15 protein-coding genes are annotated in these 16,764 nt (G+C 59.0%); 2 read left to right on the top strand and 13 right to left on the bottom strand.

Going from position 1 to position 16,764, the window contains the following annotated elements:
• Window positions 1-116 precede the first annotated feature (116 nt).
• Window positions 117-581, bottom strand: coding sequence for a DUF3859 domain-containing protein (locus AC19YR_RS10960; RefSeq protein ID WP_500598411.1), 465 nt, complete (start codon window positions 579-581; stop codon window positions 117-119).
• Between the two features lie 70 nt (window positions 582-651).
• Entirely contained in the window at window positions 652-1,656 is a 1,005-nt protein-coding gene (locus tag AC19YR_RS10955) for an amidohydrolase family protein (protein ID WP_500598449.1), read from the bottom strand.
• A 168-nt stretch (window positions 1,657-1,824) separates the two neighbouring features.
• On the opposite strand from AC19YR_RS10955, the gene AC19YR_RS10950 reads away from it, so the two are divergent.
• The gene (locus AC19YR_RS10950; RefSeq protein ID WP_095110620.1) at window positions 1,825-2,241 is read left to right on the top strand and encodes an OsmC family protein; all 417 of its coding nucleotides are present in this window, start codon (window positions 1,825-1,827) and stop codon (window positions 2,239-2,241) included.
• Window positions 2,242-2,357: 116 nt separating this feature from the next.
• Here the strand turns inward: AC19YR_RS10950 and htpG are convergent, their stop codons facing one another.
• The 3 genes from htpG to AC19YR_RS10935 all read right to left on the bottom strand — a co-directional run bounded on the left by htpG (window position 2,358) and on the right by AC19YR_RS10935 (window position 5,287).
• Window positions 2,358-4,262: a molecular chaperone HtpG gene (htpG, locus tag AC19YR_RS10945; RefSeq protein ID WP_095110621.1), complete on the bottom strand. Its 1,905-nt coding sequence runs from the start codon at window positions 4,260-4,262 to the stop codon at window positions 2,358-2,360.
• A gap of 108 nt (window positions 4,263-4,370) precedes the next feature.
• The gene (locus AC19YR_RS10940) at window positions 4,371-4,814 is read right to left on the bottom strand and encodes a PaaI family thioesterase (RefSeq protein ID WP_095110622.1); all 444 of its coding nucleotides are present in this window, start codon (window positions 4,812-4,814) and stop codon (window positions 4,371-4,373) included.
• A complete protein-coding gene (locus AC19YR_RS10935; RefSeq protein WP_095110623.1) occupies window positions 4,811-5,287 on the bottom strand; it encodes a PaaI family thioesterase in 477 nt (158 codons plus the stop codon). The genes AC19YR_RS10940 and AC19YR_RS10935 overlap by 4 nt, the downstream gene beginning before the upstream one ends.
• A 158-nt stretch (window positions 5,288-5,445) precedes the next feature.
• On the opposite strand from AC19YR_RS10935, the gene AC19YR_RS10930 reads away from it, so the two are divergent.
• Complete coding sequence (locus AC19YR_RS10930; RefSeq protein ID WP_095110624.1) at window positions 5,446-5,706, top strand: hypothetical protein; 261 nt, start codon at window positions 5,446-5,448, stop codon at window positions 5,704-5,706.
• A gap of 63 nt (window positions 5,707-5,769) precedes the next feature.
• Here AC19YR_RS10930 and AC19YR_RS10925 read toward each other — a convergent pair whose 3' ends face one another.
• The 8 genes from AC19YR_RS10925 to AC19YR_RS10890 all read right to left on the bottom strand — a co-directional run bounded on the left by AC19YR_RS10925 (window position 5,770) and on the right by AC19YR_RS10890 (window position 16,729).
• Window positions 5,770-6,171, bottom strand: coding sequence for an MAPEG family protein (locus AC19YR_RS10925; RefSeq protein ID WP_095110625.1), 402 nt, complete (start codon window positions 6,169-6,171; stop codon window positions 5,770-5,772).
• On the bottom strand, window positions 6,171-6,908 hold the full coding sequence (locus tag AC19YR_RS10920; RefSeq protein WP_095110626.1) for a DUF599 domain-containing protein: 738 nt from the start codon (window positions 6,906-6,908) through the stop codon (window positions 6,171-6,173). Before AC19YR_RS10920 ends, AC19YR_RS10925 begins: the two co-directional genes overlap by 1 nt.
• 188 nt (window positions 6,909-7,096) lie before the next feature.
• Window positions 7,097-8,410, bottom strand: a complete 1,314-nt coding sequence (gene brnQ / locus AC19YR_RS10915) for a branched-chain amino acid transport system II carrier protein (RefSeq protein ID WP_500598409.1) — start codon at window positions 8,408-8,410, stop codon at window positions 7,097-7,099.
• Window positions 8,411-8,833: 423 nt separating this feature from the next.
• A complete protein-coding gene (gene sucD, locus AC19YR_RS10910) occupies window positions 8,834-9,715 on the bottom strand; it encodes a succinate--CoA ligase subunit alpha (protein WP_020299222.1) in 882 nt (293 codons plus the stop codon).
• Window positions 9,715-10,881 carry an ADP-forming succinate--CoA ligase subunit beta gene (sucC, locus tag AC19YR_RS10905; protein ID WP_095110628.1) on the bottom strand — a complete coding sequence of 389 codons (1,167 nt, stop codon included), beginning with the start codon at window positions 10,879-10,881 and terminating at the stop codon, window positions 9,715-9,717. Before sucC ends, sucD begins: the two co-directional genes overlap by 1 nt.
• A 218-nt stretch (window positions 10,882-11,099) precedes the next feature.
• Window positions 11,100-12,536 (bottom strand): dihydrolipoyl dehydrogenase, encoded by a 1,437-nt coding sequence (lpdA, locus tag AC19YR_RS10900; protein WP_095110629.1) that lies wholly within the window; start codon window positions 12,534-12,536, stop codon window positions 11,100-11,102.
• 99 nt (window positions 12,537-12,635) lie between these two features.
• Window positions 12,636-13,853 carry a 2-oxoglutarate dehydrogenase complex dihydrolipoyllysine-residue succinyltransferase gene (odhB, locus tag AC19YR_RS10895; RefSeq protein WP_095110630.1) on the bottom strand — a complete coding sequence of 406 codons (1,218 nt, stop codon included), beginning with the start codon at window positions 13,851-13,853 and terminating at the stop codon, window positions 12,636-12,638.
• A gap of 44 nt (window positions 13,854-13,897) precedes the next feature.
• Window positions 13,898-16,729 (bottom strand): 2-oxoglutarate dehydrogenase E1 component, encoded by a 2,832-nt coding sequence (locus AC19YR_RS10890; protein WP_095110631.1) that lies wholly within the window; start codon window positions 16,727-16,729, stop codon window positions 13,898-13,900.
• Window positions 16,730-16,764: the final 35 nt, after the last annotated feature.

Here is a 16,764-nt window from a genome sequence, read left to right as displayed (position 1 = left end):
CTGCATCATCCATGCAGTTGGCTGCTCTTGAAGGTATCGGCCCAGCGGAAATTTGCGTAAGACGAAAATGTGATATCAAAGTGCCCAAGCACTTCGAATCGGCTGGCGAATTGACATCAGCGTACGCTGAAGCGCTGCTGCGCCAGCAAGCGGTCGCCCTGGAACACCATAAACCGCCACTCGCCGGGCACCACTTCATGGTTTTCGGTGAACTCGAAGGCCATCACATCCTGGGGCGCACCCGGCACCAGTTTCTGCACCACTTCGAGTTTGTCGTGGCGCTGGCCGTCCGGGGTCTGAATACCTGGGGTGAAATACAGCAGGGTCAACGGCTGCTCCGACTCGACCTTGCCCAGCAACTGATACCGCAGGCCAAACTTGGTACCCAATTTGGCCGGGACTATGTCAGTGCGCTCGATGGTCTCGTTACTGCGCCGCAGCACGCGCTCCCCGGCTTGCAGGTCGGCCTTGGCACCGGCAAACACGCCATACTCCACCGGCCCTTCGACGCGCACCTGGGCGCTGGCCAAGCCACTGGCCAGCAACAGCGCCGCCAGACTGGTTAAACGAAAAAAAGACATAGCGCGCTCCTTGATTGAAATTGAGCGCGAGCTTATGACGTAGGCATGACGAACTGATGACAAAGCGACATCAACGTTTGCGCGGCAAAATCGCCAAGAAGTTATCCCGCGCCACCTTACGCGCCACCGCTTCTGGCAGGGCATCGAGGAACGGGTCGAAGCTGTGCATTTCCTCACCCAATTTGTTGAAGCGCCCTACCACATCCGACCCCAGCATGAAGCGCTCCGGGAAGCGCTCTACCAGCGCCAGCCACTGCGGCCGTGGCTTACCCGCCTTATCCAGCAAGTAAGGCCTGAGCACGCTCCAAGACAGGTCCACATACAAATTGGGATAGCTCTCCAGCAACCGTGTCAGGGTGGGCAGCAAAAAGTCCATCTGTACTTGGTGCCGGTGGATTTCCAGGCTGGTACCGGCGTGGGCCCAAATGAAGCGCGTGTGAGGGTGGTTGCGCAGAGGCTGTTCGATTTCAGCCAGGTAAAGCGGGTTTTTCTCACGCTTGGAGGTGATGTTGGAATGCAGCAACACCGGCAAATCGTTTTCCGCCGCCAAATGATAGATCCGCGTCATCGCCTCATTGTTGGCCCGGGGCGTATCGCCGGAGGTCAGGGCGGTGAGGTCGTCGTGGCGGGTAAATACTTCGCCGATGCCCTGCCACAGCCCGGGGTTGAGGTCGAGCATGCGCTGGATATGGGCGTCACTGTTTTTGTCGTTGGGGTTGAAACCGGACAGGAACGGATGGAAGTACGGACGCTTGTCGGCCGGCAACTTGTTCACTGCCGCCGCGACTATCACGTCAGTGGCGCTGTACCAGTACGCATCCGCGTCGTCACCGGCGTAGTAGCGCGGGCGCTTGGGTTCGTCTTCGTGCCATTTCTTGGCCACAGGCACGCCGGAAATCATCACGTGCTCGATGCGATTTTTCGCCATGGCCTCAAGCAACGCGTCCATGCCCGCCGATTCCTGGAAGAAATCCACGTAATGCAGATGGGCGTCGCTGTAGCGGTATTCGCGGGCGCTGGCGAACACGGAACAAAGGGCCAACACACAGGCCAGGCTCAACCGGGTCGCGACCACGGGCAATATCCACAAAGGCAGGAGCAAGGTAGACCGCCGCCCGCGCCCCAGGGTTCAGCAGAAAAAAGAGGAACGCTCGGGCACAGGGATGCTCTATAACAACAGCTGCTTAATACCGCGACAGGCTACAACGCTGCGCGACCTTTCCTACTGCCAATGAGGTGCCCCATGACCATTACCGTCAATACCGAGTCCAGCGAAGGTTTTCGCCACAGCATCCAGATCGATGACCATGAAGTCTTCACTGACCTGCCCAAGACCGCCGGCGGCGAAGGCACCGCCCCCGATCCCCACGATTATTTCGACGCCGCGCTAGGCGCCTGCAAGGCCCTGACCCTCAAGCTGTATGCGCAGAAAAAAGACATCCCGCTGACCGGAGTCACGGTGGAGCTCAAGCACGACAATAGCCAGGAGCAGCAAGGCAAGTACGCCCTGCACGTCAAGCTGACCCTCAAGGGCGTACTCACCGATGCGCAACGCGAAGAACTGCACCGCGTCGCCGACCGCTGCCCGATCCACAAGTTGATGACCACCGCGCAAGTGACCGTGGAAACCCACTTGTCCGAAGGCGCGTTTAGTCAGTAAGGGAACGTTTTGCTGCTGGCGCCGCGGCGGGCCAGCACAGAACCGGGTGGTTGGGCCATCGAACCAGCCCCCATGAAAAAACCCGCCGAAGCGGGTTTTTTCTACTACCTACCGGGTCAAACCGAGAGTTCGACCAACAGCTTGTTCAGTCGGCGCACATAGGCCGCCGGGTCTTTCAGGCTGTCGCCGGCCGCAAGGGCCGCCTGGTCGAAGAGGATGTGCGACAGGTCGCCAAAACGCTCTTCGCTCTGCTCGCTGTCGAGTTTCTCGATCAGCGGATGAGTCGGGTTGAACTCGAAGATGGGCTTGGAATCCGGCACTTTCTGCCCACTGGCTTCGAGGATCTGGCGCATTTGCAGGCCCAGGTCCTGCTCGCCAATGGCCAGGATCGCCGGCGAATCGGTCAGGCGATGGGACACCCGCACTTCGCTAACGGCATCGCCCAGGGCGGTCTTGATCCGCTCCACCAGGCCTTCCTTGGTCTTGGCCACTTCTTCGGCGGCTTTCTTGTCTTCCTCGGAGTCCAGGTTGCCCAGGTCCAGGTCGCCGCGCGCCACGTCGACAAAACTCTTGCCGTCGAACTCGTTGAGGTAGCTCATCAGCCACTCGTCGATGCGGTCGGTGAGCAGCAGCACTTCGATGCCTTTCTTGCGGAAGACCTCCAGGTGCGGGCTGTCCTTGACCGCTTCGTACTTCTCGCCGGTGAGGAAGTAGATCTTGTCCTGGCCTTCTTTGGCGCGAGCCAGGTATTCACCCAGGGAAACCACTTGCTCGCCGTCGTTGCCGTGGGTGGAAGCGAAGCGCAGCAGGCCGGCGATTTTTTCCTTGTTGGCGAAATCTTCGGCCGGGCCTTCTTTCATCACCTGGCCGAAGTTCTTCCAGAAGCCCTTGTATTGCTCAGGCTCGTTCTTCGCCAGTTTTTCCAGCATGTCGAGGACGCGCTTGGTCAGCGCCGACTTCATGGAGTCGATGATCGGGTCTTTCTGCAGGATTTCCCGCGAGACGTTCAGCGACAGGTCGTTGGAGTCGACCACACCTTTGATGAAGCGCAGGTACAGCGGCAGGAACGACTCAGCCTGGTCCATCACGAACACGCGCTGCACGTACAGCTTCAGGCCTTTAGGCGCTTCACGCTGGTACAGGTCAAACGGCGCGCGGGCCGGCACGTAGAGCAGCGAGCTGTATTCGAGCTTGCCTTCGACCTTGTTGTGGCTCCAGCTCAGCGGGTTCTCGAAGTCGTGGGCGATGTGCTTGTAAAACTCCTGGTATTCCTCGTCTTTGACCTCGGTGCGCGGACGGGTCCACAGGGCGCTGGCGCGGTTGACGGTTTCCCATTCCAGGGCCGGCGCCTCTTCGCCTTCGGCGGGGGTGGCTTCCTTGGGCAACTCGATCGGCAGGGCGATGTGGTCGGAATACTTCTTGATGATGTTGCGCAGGCGCCAGCCATCGGCGAATTCGTCTTCGCCGGACTTGAGGTGCAGGACGATACGCGTACCGCGATCAGCCTTTTCGACGGTGGCGACTTCAAACTCGCCCTCGCCCTTGGACGACCAATGCACGCCTTCGCTGGCAGGCAGGCCGGCGCGGCGGCTGAACACTTCAACCTGGTCGGCCACGATGAACGCAGAATAGAAGCCCACGCCGAATTGGCCGATGAGGTGGGAGTCTTTCTTTTGATCGCCGGAAAGGTTCTTCATGAAGTCGGCCGTGCCGGATTTGGCGATGGTACCCAGGTGGGTAATCACATCGTCGCGGCTCATGCCGATACCGTTGTCTTCGAGGGTGACGGTCTTGGCGTCCTTGTCGAAGCTCACACGGATTTTCAGTTCGGCGCCACCTTCCAGCAACTCAGGCTGGGAGAGGGCTTCGAAGCGTAATTTGTCGACAGCGTCAGAGGCGTTCGAGATCAATTCGCGAAGGAAGATTTCCTTGTTGGAATACAGCGAATGGATCATGAGGTGCAGCAGTTGCTTCACCTCGGTCTGGAAGCCCAGGGTTTCCTTTTGAGTTTCCACACTCATGGTTATCAAACTCCAATTGGATGGCAGTGGCCGCGCCCTTGCGGGTTGGCGGCGGGTTGTCATCAAAGTTGGGGGCTTGGGTAGGGATTTCAAGGGGTGAAGCGAAGATCAGCCTTCTTCGATTTTGAAATGGGCCCGAGCGGTGGCGATAGGCTCGTCGCGCGTGCTCTGCCACGCGGTAATCGCCACGTTGGCCACCCGTCGGCCCTGGCGGCATACCTGGCACGTGGCGTAGGTGTCGCGAAACTGCCCGGCGCGCAGATAATCGAGGGAGAAATCGATGATCTTCGGCACGCCCGGCGAGCCGGTGAGCACCAGCAGATGCAGGGCCGCCGCCAGTTCCATGAACCCGGCGATCACCCCGCCGTGGATGGCCGGCAGTAGCGGGTTGCCGATGTTGTCCTTGTTGGCCGGCAGGCGAAACAGCAGCTCATCCCCCACCCGTGAGCATTCGATGCCAATCAATTTGGCGTAGGGGATCTGATGCAGCAGCGAGGCATAGTCGCCCTGGGCGTGGGCCTGTTGCAGTTGTTCCTTGAAGTGATCGCTCATGCTGCACCGCCATTGATCGCGCCGCCAAAGCCGCGGGTGCCTTTGATGCCCTTGCCCATGCGCATGAACGTACCCACCACATGGGCCACCGGGCGCTCGCGGTCGTCCTGGTAGGCAAAGCCGCGGGCGAAGATCACATCGGTGGTGACCCGGTAGCACTCGGCAAAACCGTAGACATCTTTATTGGGCTCGGCCGGGTGCATGTAGTCGATGCGCAGGTCCAGGGTCGGGCAGACCTCGAACTGCGGCAGCACGCACAACGTGGCCATGCCACATGCGGTGTCCATGAGCGAGGTAATGGCGCCGCCATGAATCACCCCACTCTGGGGGTCGCCGACAATTTGTGGGCCGTAAGGCAAAATCACCGTGATGCCGTCCGTCGAGGCATCGTGCACCTGCATCCCCAGTACCTGGCAATGCCGCAACGCCGACAAAAAGCGGGTCGCACGCTCAAAAATAGGGTTTTGCACCATGGGTTTACTCGCTGGCTGAATATCGAATGAGGGCAATCAACGCACAGGCCGTTAGTTCCATGAAATAAGAAGTTAATATATCTGCAGGTTTCTGGAACTTAACCTGCGCAGCCATGCTCGAAAGGCCAGAAGATATCTTCAATAAGGAGAAACACCCCATGCGTAAGACTTTAGCTATTGCCTTGATGTTGACCGCTTCCCTCGGTCTCGCTGCCTGCGATAAAAAATCCGAGGACAAAGCTCAAGATGCCAACCAACATGCTGAGCAAGCCCAGCAAAAAATGAACGAAGCTCAGGATAAAGTGAACGAGGCCGCGAAAGAAAACGTCGAAGCCGCCAAAGATCAGGCTGAATCGAACAAGGCCGCCGCAGAAGAAGCCGCTCCGGCCGCCCCTGCCGAAGCCCCTAAAACCAACTAATCGGGTTTTAGCGCTGCAAAAAGAAACCCGCCAAGTGCGGGTTTTCTTTTGCCTGGGATTTAACTAAAGCAGCACAGTGCGAAAGGTTGGGCTGAGCATCAACAACAATGAACACACTAAACCGACAAACCACACCAGGCTGCGCTGCCATGCCAAGTCAGCCCAGTAGCACAGCAAATAAACAACCCGCGCAATGACAAAGATGATCGCCAGGCTATCGATCAGCCAACCGGCGGTCTGGGTGGTGTGCGCCATCAACACGCCGACAGAAAACAGGATGAACGCCTCGAAACTGTTTTGATGGGCCGCCACGGCGCGGGCGCCGAACCCGGTCAACTGCGCCTGTTGCTGGCGTGGCAGGTGGTTGTTGTAGCCGCCCTGCTCTTTCATCGCCTTGGCCACCGGCATGCGGGCCACGAAGATCAACAACGCACTGATAAACACGCACCAGAACGGGATACTCATTAATTCACCTCTTTATTGGCATCAGGCAAGGGCGCCTCTGTAGGGGTATAGACCATGACTTCAAGAACGTCGGAATGAAACTCGCGGCGATAGAGCACCAGCACCACCCCCGTACTCATCAACATGAACAACCAGGGGCTGACGAACCAGGCCAGCATGGTCATGCCGAAGTAATAGGAACGCAGGCCAAAGTTGAACTGGTTGGCAGCCATGGAGATCACACGGGCAGCCCGCGACGCGAACGCCTTACGCTCCTGCTCGGAGACATGGCGTTCGCCGATCATGGGTGCGGAACCTACCAGAATCGCCGCGAAGTTGTACTGACGCATGCACCAGCTAAAGGTGAAAAAGGCGTAGACGAAGACCATCGCCAGGCACAGCAGCTTGATCTCGGACATGCCCTGGGACGCCTGCTGCACCATCGGAATGTCCGCCAATAACGATACGGCGCGCTCGGAAGCCCCCAGTACAGTCAGAATGCCCGCCAGGATAATTAGCGTGCTGGAGGCGAAGAATGAGGCGTTGCGCTCCAGATTGCCGATCACGCTGGCATCGGCGATGCGGTTGTCACGCAACAGCATGCGGCGCATCCAGTCTTCGCGGTACAGGTGCAGGACACTGGCCAGGCACGCGGTGTCGCGGCCCTTCCAGGTGGCGTAACGGGTATACCCGCCCCAGCAGATGACAAACCAGAGGGCGGCGAGAAGGTGGGTCAGATTGGCCTGGATAAACGACATGCAATTCCCTGTGAGACGTTGGCGAATATAAATCTGGCCGGCCCCAGGCAGCTTCCGGTGCCGACAGACAGACCTTCGACGTTAGCCCACGAAAAAAGACACGACCACGCGCCCATAAAAAATGCCCCGCATCGATTGATGCGGGGCATTTCAGTACGGCTCGGCGCGCTTGTGGCGGGCCGGCAGATCTACGCGATGGCTTCGCTGCGCTTGCCCAGCAGTCGGTCGCAGACTACGGCCAGCATCAGGGTGAAGACACACGGCACCAGCCAGGCCAGGCCTTGCTCGGCCAGCGGCAGGTTGCTCAACTTGGCCGGCAACCAACCCGCCAGGCCCGCCCCCTTGAGGGCATCGATCAGGCCGAACAGGAACGACACCAGCATCACCGGGCCGACAATGCGGCCCTGCTCCTGCCAGAAGTCTTTGCAGAAGCTCAAGGCCACCAGCACGATGCACGGCGGGTAAATGGCGGTCAGCACCGGGATCGAGAACGCGATCAACTTGGTTAGGCCCAGGTTGGAAACCAGCAGCGAGAACGCAGCGAGGATCACCACCAGTGTTTTGTACGACAGCGGCAGCACGCGGCTGAAGTATTCGGCGCAGGCGCAGGTCAGGCCCACGGCGGTCACCAGACAGGCCAGAGAAATCAGCACCGCAAGGAAACCGCTGCCCAGGGAACCGAAAGTGTGCTGCACATAGGCATGCAGTACCGCCGCGCCATTAGTGGCACCGGCCGCCACTTCATGGCTGCCCGAACCCAGGCGGAACAGGCTGATGTACACCAACGCCAGGCCCACGCCAGCAATCAGGCCAGCAATGATGGCGTAGCGGGTAATCAGCGCCGGCGAATCGACGCCACGGGAACGAATGGCGTTGACGATGACGATGCCGAATACCAGTGCGCCCAGGGTATCCATGGTCAGGTAGCCACTGATGAACCCTTGAGAGAACGGTGCGGCGACGTATTCAGCAGTGGCGGTGCCGACATCCCCGGCCGGCAGTGCAAACGCGGCGATCCCCAGGGCTGCCAGGGCAATGATCTTCAAGGGTGCCAGGAAGCGTCCGACGGTATCGAGCAGACGGCCCGGGTACAGCGAGATGAAGAACACCAGCAGGAAGTACACCGAACTGTAGAGGAACAGGGCCAATGGACTTTCGCCGGTCAGCGGCGCCAGGCCTACTTCAAAGGACACCGTAGCCGTGCGCGGGGTGGCGAACAGCGGGCCGACCGCCAGGTAACACGCCGCCGCCAGGATACCGCCGGCCAGTTTACCAATGGGGCTACTCAGCGCGTCCATCGCACCGCCGACCTTGGCCAGTGCCACGACGGTAATCACCGGCAGGCCCACGGCGGTAATCAGAAAGCCCAGCGCCGCCATCCAGACATGAGGCCCGGACTGCAAACCAACGATAGGCGGGAAGATGATGTTGCCGGCGCCCACGAAGAGGGCAAAGGTCATAAAACCAAGTGCCAGGATGTCCTGGCCTTTCAACACTTTCATTTAGGGAAATACCACACTACTGAATCGGAATTTAGAGAGGGACTTCCCTATGGATGAGGGAAATGCTGTCGGTCCGTTTGGGACTGACCCGTTTAGCGCGGCACTTCCTTGTGGGGAGCAGACGCATAAAGAGGCGGCTAGCGTACAGAAATTGCGTGATAAACGCACTGTTAGGGGGCGCACTGTCCGATAAACGACATCTCAATGTCGTGTTCTTGTAAAAGCAGCAGCACGTGACTCGCTACAACCGGCAACCATGCCCGCGTGCTTTTCTCTTGCAGCTCAAAACTTGCCGCTTACGCCTGCGCTTGAAGCACAAAGGCCACCCCGAGGGGTGGCCTTTGTAGTAGAGCGCTACAAGCTGCAACTCAGAGAACGAACGCTCTTCTCTTACAGCTTAAAACTGGCAGCTTGCGGCGGCTCTTACTTGATCGCCCAGCCAGTCAGCTCGGACAGTGCCTTGCCGATGTCTGCCAGCGAACGCACGGTTTTCACGCCGGCGTCTTCCAGGGCAGCAAACTTCTCGTCTGCAGTGCCTTTGCCGCCGGAGATGATTGCGCCCGCATGGCCCATGCGCTTGCCCGCAGGGGCAGTCACACCAGCGATGTAGGAAACAACCGGCTTGGTCACGTTTGCCTTGATGTAGGCAGCCGCTTCTTCTTCAGCCGAACCGCCGATCTCACCGATCATCACGATCGCTTCGGTCTTCGGGTCTTCCTGGAACAGTTTCAGGATGTCGATGAAGTTCGAGCCTGGGATCGGGTCACCGCCGATGCCGACGCAAGTCGACTGACCGAAACCGGCGTCAGTAGTCTGCTTCACAGCTTCGTAGGTCAGGGTACCGGAACGGGAAACGATACCGACCTTGCCTGGCAAGTGAATGTGACCTGGCATGATGCCAATCTTGCATTCGCCCGGGGTGATAACGCCTGGGCAGTTAGGGCCGATCAGGACCACGCCCAGTTCGTCGCACTTGACCTTGGCATCCAGCATGTCCAGGGTAGGAATGCCTTCGGTGATGCACACGATCAGCTTGATGCCGCCGAACGCCGCTTCAAGGATGGAGTCCTTGCAGAAAGGAGCTGGAACGTAGATCACGCTGGCGGTTGCGCCAGTGGCTGCTACAGCGTCTTTCACGGTGTTGAACACTGGCAGGCCCAGGTGTTCGGTGCCGCCTTTGCCTGGAGTCACGCCGCCAACCATCTTGGTGCCGTATTCGAGGGCTTGCTGGGTGTGGAAGCTACCCTGGGAACCGGTGATGCCCTGGCAGATAACCTTGGTGTCTTTGTTAATCAGGACGCTCATTATTTGCCCTCCGCAGCTTTGACGACTTGTTGAGCAGCGTCGGTCAGGCTGGTAGCAGCGATGATGTTCAAACCGCTTTCTGCCAGTACTTTAGCGCCCAGTTCAGCGTTGTTGCCTTCAAGGCGAACAACAACCGGGATTTTCACGCCGACTTCTTTCACTGCACCGATGATGCCTTCGGCAATCATGTCGCAACGAACGATGCCGCCGAAGATGTTGACCAGTACTGCAGCGACGTTAGCGTCGGACAGGATGATCTTGAACGCTTCGGTAACGCGTTCCTTGGTAGCGCCGCCGCCCACGTCGAGGAAGTTGGCTGGCTTGCCGCCATGCAGGTTGACGATGTCCATGGTGCCCATGGCCAGGCCAGCACCGTTGACCATGCAACCGATGTTGCCTTCCAGCGCTACGTAGTTCAGCTCGAACTTGGCAGCGTGCGCTTCGCGCGGATCGTCCTGCGACGGATCGTGGAAAGTCTTCAGCTTAGGCTGGCGGTACATTGCGTTGGCGTCGATGTTGATCTTGGCATCGAGGCAGTGCAGGTCGCCATCAGCCTTGATAACCAGCGGGTTCACTTCCAGCAGGGCCAGATCGTGATCCTGGAACAGCTTGGCCAGACCAACGAAGATCTTGGCGAACTGAGCCACTTGCTTGCCTTCCAGGCCCAGCTGGAAAGCCAGCTCGCGACCCTGGAACGGCTGAGCGCCGACCAGTGGATCGATGGTGGCCTTGAGGATTTTCTCAGGGGTGTCGTGAGCGATTTTCTCGATGTCCACGCCACCTTCGGTGGAAGCCATGAACACGATGCGACGGCTCGAACGGTCAACGACAGCGCCCAGGTACAGCTCTTTGGCGATATCAGTGCACGATTCAACCAGGATCTTGGTGACTGGCTGGCCGTTGGCGTCAGTCTGGTAAGTCACCAGACGCTTGCCCAACCACTGTTGAGCGAATGCTTTGGCGTCTTCTTTGCTGCGAACCAGCTTTACGCCGCCCGCTTTACCGCGACCACCAGCGTGGACCTGGGCTTTGACAACCCACTCGGTGCCGCCGATTTTGTCGCAAGCTTCTGCTGCCGCTTCCGGAGTGTCTACTGCAAAACCCTGGGATACTGGCAGGCCGTATTCAGCGAACAGCTGCTTACCCTGATACTCGTGAAGATTCATGCTTATTACCGTCTTCGTTAGGTACTGCGCATTCGGCGCTGCACTTTCATAAGTGCCGCACCACCTGTGACTGCTGCTTGCGCAGTTTCATCGCCTGCCCCACCCGAAGGCCGGGCAGTCGGTGAAACTACACAAGGCTGCGTCCAGCGGACATTCCGCGGTGAGTCTTGCGCGCAAGGCTCACGACGGGCAACCGCCGTGGTTTCTTATTATCTTGCTTAGCGTTTCTTGCGGTTGGCGATGTGGATGGCTTGGCCATTCACCGCCAACGCGGCTTCGTGCAACGCTTCGGACAGGGTCGGATGGGAGAAGACCATCATGCCGATATCCTCGGCACTGGTGCCGAATTCCATACCGATAGCGCCCTGCTGAACCAGTTCTGCAGCGCCCGGGCCGATCACGTGAACACCCAGTACGCGGTCGGTCTTGGCGTCGGCGATGACTTTGACAAAGCCACCGGTGTCGTTGGCTGCCATGGCACGGCCACTGGCGGCGAACGGAAAGGTGCCGACGTTAACTTCAACGCCTTCAGCTTTCAAGGCTTGCTCGGTTTTACCGACCCATGCGATTTCCGGATGGGTGTAGATAACCGAAGGGATCAGGTCGTAGTTCATCTGGGCTTTGTGGCCCTTGATGCGCTCGGCCACCATGATGCCTTCTTCGGAAGCCTTGTGCGCCAGCATCATGCCGCGCACCACATCGCCGATCGCGTAGACGCCAGGAACGCTGGTCGCGCACTGGTCGTCAACGAAGATGAAGCCACGTTCGTCGATGGTCACACCGCTGTCAGCCGCCAGCAGATCGGTGGTCACCGGACGGCGACCAACGGCTACGATCAGCTTGTCGAAGGTGATGGTCTGTTCGCCGTTGGCGTCGGTGTAGGTCACCACGACTTCTTCGCCGTTGACCTTGGAGCCGGTGACGCGAGCGCCCAGCTTGATGTCCAGACCTTGTTTGGTCAGGGTTTTCAGGGCTTCTTTGGACACAGCGGTGTCGGCAGCCATCAGGAAGGTATCCAGGGCTTCCAGGACAGTCACTTGCGCGCCCAGACGGGACCAGACGGAACCCAGTTCCAGGCCAATCACGCCAGCGCCGATCACGCCCAGGCGTTTTGGCACGGCCTGGAATTCCAGGGCGCCGGTGGAATCAACGATGACGTTGTTGTCCACTGGAGCTGGTGGAATGTCGATCGGACGCGAGCCAGAGGCCAGGATCACGTGCTCGGCTTCGATCACTTCAACCGAACCGTCAGGCTTGGTCAGCTCGACTTTCTTGCCGGCCAGCAACTTGCCATGGCCTTGCAGGGAAGTCACGCCATTGGCTTTGAACAGGGTCGCAACGCCGGAGGTCAGGCCTTTGACGATATTTGCCTTGCGGCCAACCATGGCAGCAACGTCCATGGTCACGCCTGCGTGATTGATACCGTGGATGGCAAAACCATCCTGGGCTTCGTGGAATTTCCAGGAGCTGTCCAGCAGCGCCTTGGAAGGAATGCAACCTACGTTCAGGCAAGTGCCGCCCAACGCCAGCTTGCCTTCCTTGTCGGTGTATTTCTCGATGCAGGCAGTCGTGAGGCCCAGTTGCGCAGCCTTGATGGCCGCGACGTAGCCGCCAGGGCCCGCACCAATCACTACAACGTCAAATTTCTGAGACATGAAAATAGATCCTCTATTTAGCGACAAGCTTTAGCGTCAAGCTGCAAGCCAAGCTGATTTTTCTTACAGCCTGCAGCTCGCAACTTGACGCTGCTTCTATCAGATATCCAGGAGCAAGCGAGCCGGGTCTTCCAGCAGGTTCTTGATGGTTACCAGGAAAGTCACGGCTTCTTTACCATCGATCAAACGGTGATCGTAGGACAGGGCCAGGTACATCATCGGACGGATCACGACCTGACCATTGATCGCCATAGGGCGTTGCAGGATGTTGTGCATACCCAGGATCGCTGCTTGCGGCGGGTTGACGATCGGGGTCGACATCATCGAGCCGAATGTACCACCGTTGGTGATGGTGAAAGTACCACCGGTCATTTCGTCCATCGACAGCTTACCGTCGCGAGCCTTCTTACCGAAAGTGGCGATGCCACCTTCGATTTCAGCCAGGCTCATCAGTTCGGCGTTACGCAGAACCGGTACAACCAGACCGCGATCGCTGGAAACCGCAACACCGACGTCGGCATAGCCGTGGTAGACGATATCGCCGCCATCGATCGAAGCGTTGACTGCCGGGAAGCGTTTCAGCGCTTCGGTGGCCGCTTTCACGAAGAACGACATGAAGCCCAGGCGTACGCCGTTGTGGGACTTCTCGAACAGGTCCTTGTACTTCGAACGCAGGGCCATGACTTCGGTCATGTCGACTTCGTTGAAGGTAGTCAGCATCGCCATGTTCGACTGGGCTTCAACCAGGCGCTTGGCCACGGTGGCGCGAACGCGGGTCATCGGAACACGCTTCTCGACGCGATCACCGGCAGCGAACACCGGGGCAGCGGCGGCAGGCGCAGCAGCCTTGGCAGGTGCGGCGGCCGGGGCGGCTTTCTTGGCCGCAACGGCTGCAACGACGTCTTCCTTGGTCACACGACCACCTTTGCCGGTGCCGGCAACGGAAGCAATGTTGATACCGCTTTCTTCAGCCAGCTTGCGCGCAGCAGGTGCGGCAACAGGATCGTCTTCACCACCGGCAGCAGGCGCAGCGGCCTGTGCAGGAGCGGCAGCAGCGGCTGCGGGAGCCGCGGCAACACCGCCCGCCTCGATCGAACCCAGTACCTGGTTGGAGAGGACGGTAGCGCCCTCTTCGGCAACGATGGCACCCAGGACGCCGTCGGCTTCGGCCAACACTTCCAGTACAACCTTGTCGGTCTCGATGTCGACGATCAGGTCGTCACGCTTTACAGCGTCGCCTGGTTTTTTGTGCCAGGTGGCAACGGTGCCATCGGCAACCGATTCCGGGAATGACGGGGCTTTGATTTCGATAGCCATTATCTGTGGGTCCTTAAAATTCGGTTTCAGTCAGCGCGAAGGCGTTAAACAGTAAAGGCATCTTGCAGGAGTTTTTCCTGCTGCTCAGCGTGCATCGATGCATAACCACAAGCAGGTGCAGCAGAAGCGTCACGGCCCGCGTACTCGAGTACGAGCGACTTGTTGTGACCACTGATGATGCGGCGCATGTGGTGCTGGCTGCAGTACCAGGCACCCTGGTTCATCGGCTCTTCCTGACACCAAACGATGTGTTTGAGGTTGGAATAAGGAGCCAGGACTTCGATCAAGTCGTCCTCAGGGAATGGGTACAACTGCTCAAGACGCACGATGGCGATGTCGTCACGACCTTCGGCGCGGCGTTTTTCCAGGAGGTCGTAGTAGACCTTGCCGCTGCAGAGCACAACGCGCTCGACCTTTTTCGGGTCCTGGGCGTCGATTTCCGGGATAACGGTCTGGAACGAACCTTCCGCGAGATCTTCCAGGGTCGAGATGGCCAGTTTATGGCGCAGCAGCGACTTAGGAGTCAGGACTACCAGCGGCTTGCGCAGCGGGCGAATCACCTGGCGACGCAGCAAGTGGTAGATCTGGGCCGGAGTGGTCGGCATGCACACCTGGATGTTGTGCTCGGCGCACAACTGCAGGTAACGCTCCAGACGGGCCGAGGAGTGTTCCGGCCCCTGACCTTCATAACCGTGCGGCAACAACATGGTCAGACCGCAGAGACGGCCCCACTTGTGCTCGCCGCTGGTGATGAATTGGTCGATCACCACTTGGGCGCCGTTGGCGAAGTCACCGAACTGGGCTTCCCAGATCACCAACGCATTAGGCGTGGTGGTCGAGTAACCGTATTCAAATGCCAGTACGGCTTCTTCGGACAGGAACGAATCGTACAGGTCGAAACGTGGCTGGCCTTTGTACAGGTTCTGCAGCGGGATGTAGGTGCCCGCGTCTTTCTGGTTGTGCAACACGGCGTGACGGTGCGAGAACGTACCGCGGCCAATGTCCTGGCCAGTCATGCGGATCGGGTGACCTTCAAACGCCAGGGTCGCGTATGCCATGGTTTCGGCATAACCCCAGTTGATCGGCAGGCCGCCGGCTTGCATTTTCTGACGGTCTTCGTAGATCTTCGCGACCTGGCGCTGGACTACGAAGCCTTCCGGGATTTCCAGCAGCTTGGCGGACAGCTCTTGCAGGGTCTTGAGGTCGAAACGGGTGTCGTGACGCGCAGTCCAGGCGTGGCCCAGGTACGGGCGCCAGTCCACGAACAACTCTTTGTTCGGCTCTTTGACCAGGCTTTTCACCACATGCAGGCCGTTATCCAGCGCGTTGCGGTATTCGTCGATCTTCGCTTGCACGCGCTCGATGTCCAGGACGCCGCTCTGGGTCAGGTGATCGGCGTACAGCTCACGGGTGGTGCGCTGTTTGCTGATCTGCTGGTACATCAGAGGCTGGGTGCCGCTAGGTTCGTCCGCTTCGTTGTGGCCGCGACGACGGTAGCAAACCAGGTCGATCACCACGTCGCGCTTGTACTGCATGCGGTAGTCGATGGCGAGCTGGGTCACGAACAGCACAGCTTCCGGATCATCACCGTTAACGTGCAGGATCGGCGCCTGAATCATCTTCGCAACGTCGGTGGCGTACTCGGTGGAGCGCGAGTCCAGCGGGTTGCTGATGGTAAAGCCGACCTGGTTGTTGATGACCAGGTGGATCGTGCCGCCCGTCTTGAAGCCGCGTGTCTGCGACATCTGGAAGGTTTCCATGACCACGCCCTGACCTGCGAATGCAGCGTCACCGTGGATGGAAATCGGCAGGACCTTTTCCCCAGTCGGGTCGTTGCGACGATCCTGGCGGGCACGCACGGAACCTTCAACCACCGGCGAAACGATTTCCAAGTGGGAAGGGTTGAACGCCATTGCCAGGTGGACTTCGCCGCCGGCAGTCATGACGTTGGACGAGAAGCCCTGGTGATACTTGACGTCACCGGAACCCAACTCAACCTTTTTCTTGCCTTCGAATTCGTCGAACAGCTCACGCGGGTTCTTGCCGAAGGTGTTGACCAGTACGTTCAGACGGCCACGGTGGGCCATGCCGATGACGATTTCCTTGGTGCCGTAGGAACCGGAACGCTGGATCAACTCGTCGAGCAACGGAATCAGGCTCTCGCCGCCTTCCAGACCGAAACGCTTGGTGCCCGGGTACTTGGTGCCCAGGTACTTTTCCAGGCCTTCAGCGGCCGTAACGCGCTCGAGCAGGTGGCTCTTGATGTCCGCGGAGAAGGTCGGACGGCCGCGCACGCTTTCCAGACGCTGCTGGAACCACTGGCGCTGCTCGGAATCGACGATGTGCGTAAATTCAGCGCCGATGGTGCGGCAATATGTCTGCTGCAACGCTTCGTGAATTTCGCGTAGGCTCGCTTCCTCTTTGCCGATGAACAGGTCTCCGGCACGGAAGGTCGTATCAAGATCGGCATTGGTCAAGCCGTAGTGATTGATCGACAGGTCTGCAGGTGCAGGACGCTGCCACAGCCCCAGCGGATCAAGCTGGGCTGCCTGGTGGCCACGCATACGGTAGGCCTGGATCAGTCGCAGCACTTCAACTTGCTTCTTCTCGTGCTCACTGCTCACGCTGCCGGCGGAAACCGGTTGGGCGCGGCGCTGGTTCTTTGCCAGCAAGACGAAATGATCGCGAATTGTCGAGTGCGAAACATCGGTGGCAGTGTTGCCATCAGCAGGCAACTTCTGAAAATAGGTGCGCCACTCTTCTGGCACAGCGTTAGGGTCGTGCAGGTAGAGCTCGTAGAGCTCTTCCACATAGGCAGCGTTACTACCGGATAGGTAGGCGCTGTTCCACATGCGCTGCATCACGCTTTCTTGCATGCTTGGTCACCCTCGGTTAGGGGAACACCACCGGC

The organism is Pseudomonas sp. MF08817, from assembly GCF_059862705.1.
Note: the sequence above shows the minus strand (reverse complement) of the source record. Positions and strands in the feature narration are given on the sequence as shown.

Coding starts and splice junctions, on each gene's coding strand:
- AC19YR_RS10960 (WP_500598411.1), bottom strand. CDS start 581: ATGTCTTTTTTTCGTTTAACCAGTCTGGCGGCGCTGTTGCTGGCCAGT.
- AC19YR_RS10950 (WP_095110620.1), top strand. CDS start 1,825: ATGACCATTACCGTCAATACCGAGTCCAGCGAAGGTTTTCGCCACAGC.
- htpG (WP_095110621.1), bottom strand. CDS start 4,262: ATGAGTGTGGAAACTCAAAAGGAAACCCTGGGCTTCCAGACCGAGGTG.
- AC19YR_RS10940 (WP_095110622.1), bottom strand. CDS start 4,814: ATGAGCGATCACTTCAAGGAACAACTGCAACAGGCCCACGCCCAGGGC.
- AC19YR_RS10935 (WP_095110623.1), bottom strand. CDS start 5,287: ATGGTGCAAAACCCTATTTTTGAGCGTGCGACCCGCTTTTTGTCGGCG.
- AC19YR_RS10930 (WP_095110624.1), top strand. CDS start 5,446: ATGCGTAAGACTTTAGCTATTGCCTTGATGTTGACCGCTTCCCTCGGT.
- AC19YR_RS10925 (WP_095110625.1), bottom strand. CDS start 6,171: ATGAGTATCCCGTTCTGGTGCGTGTTTATCAGTGCGTTGTTGATCTTC.
- AC19YR_RS10920 (WP_095110626.1), bottom strand. CDS start 6,908: ATGTCGTTTATCCAGGCCAATCTGACCCACCTTCTCGCCGCCCTCTGG.
- brnQ (WP_500598409.1), bottom strand. CDS start 8,410: ATGAAAGTGTTGAAAGGCCAGGACATCCTGGCACTTGGTTTTATGACC.
- sucD (WP_020299222.1), bottom strand. CDS start 9,715: ATGAGCGTCCTGATTAACAAAGACACCAAGGTTATCTGCCAGGGCATC.
- sucC (WP_095110628.1), bottom strand. CDS start 10,881: ATGAATCTTCACGAGTATCAGGGTAAGCAGCTGTTCGCTGAATACGGC.
- lpdA (WP_095110629.1), bottom strand. CDS start 12,536: ATGTCTCAGAAATTTGACGTTGTAGTGATTGGTGCGGGCCCTGGCGGC.
- odhB (WP_095110630.1), bottom strand. CDS start 13,853: ATGGCTATCGAAATCAAAGCCCCGTCATTCCCGGAATCGGTTGCCGAT.
- AC19YR_RS10890 (WP_095110631.1), bottom strand. CDS start 16,729: ATGCAAGAAAGCGTGATGCAGCGCATGTGGAACAGCGCCTACCTATCC.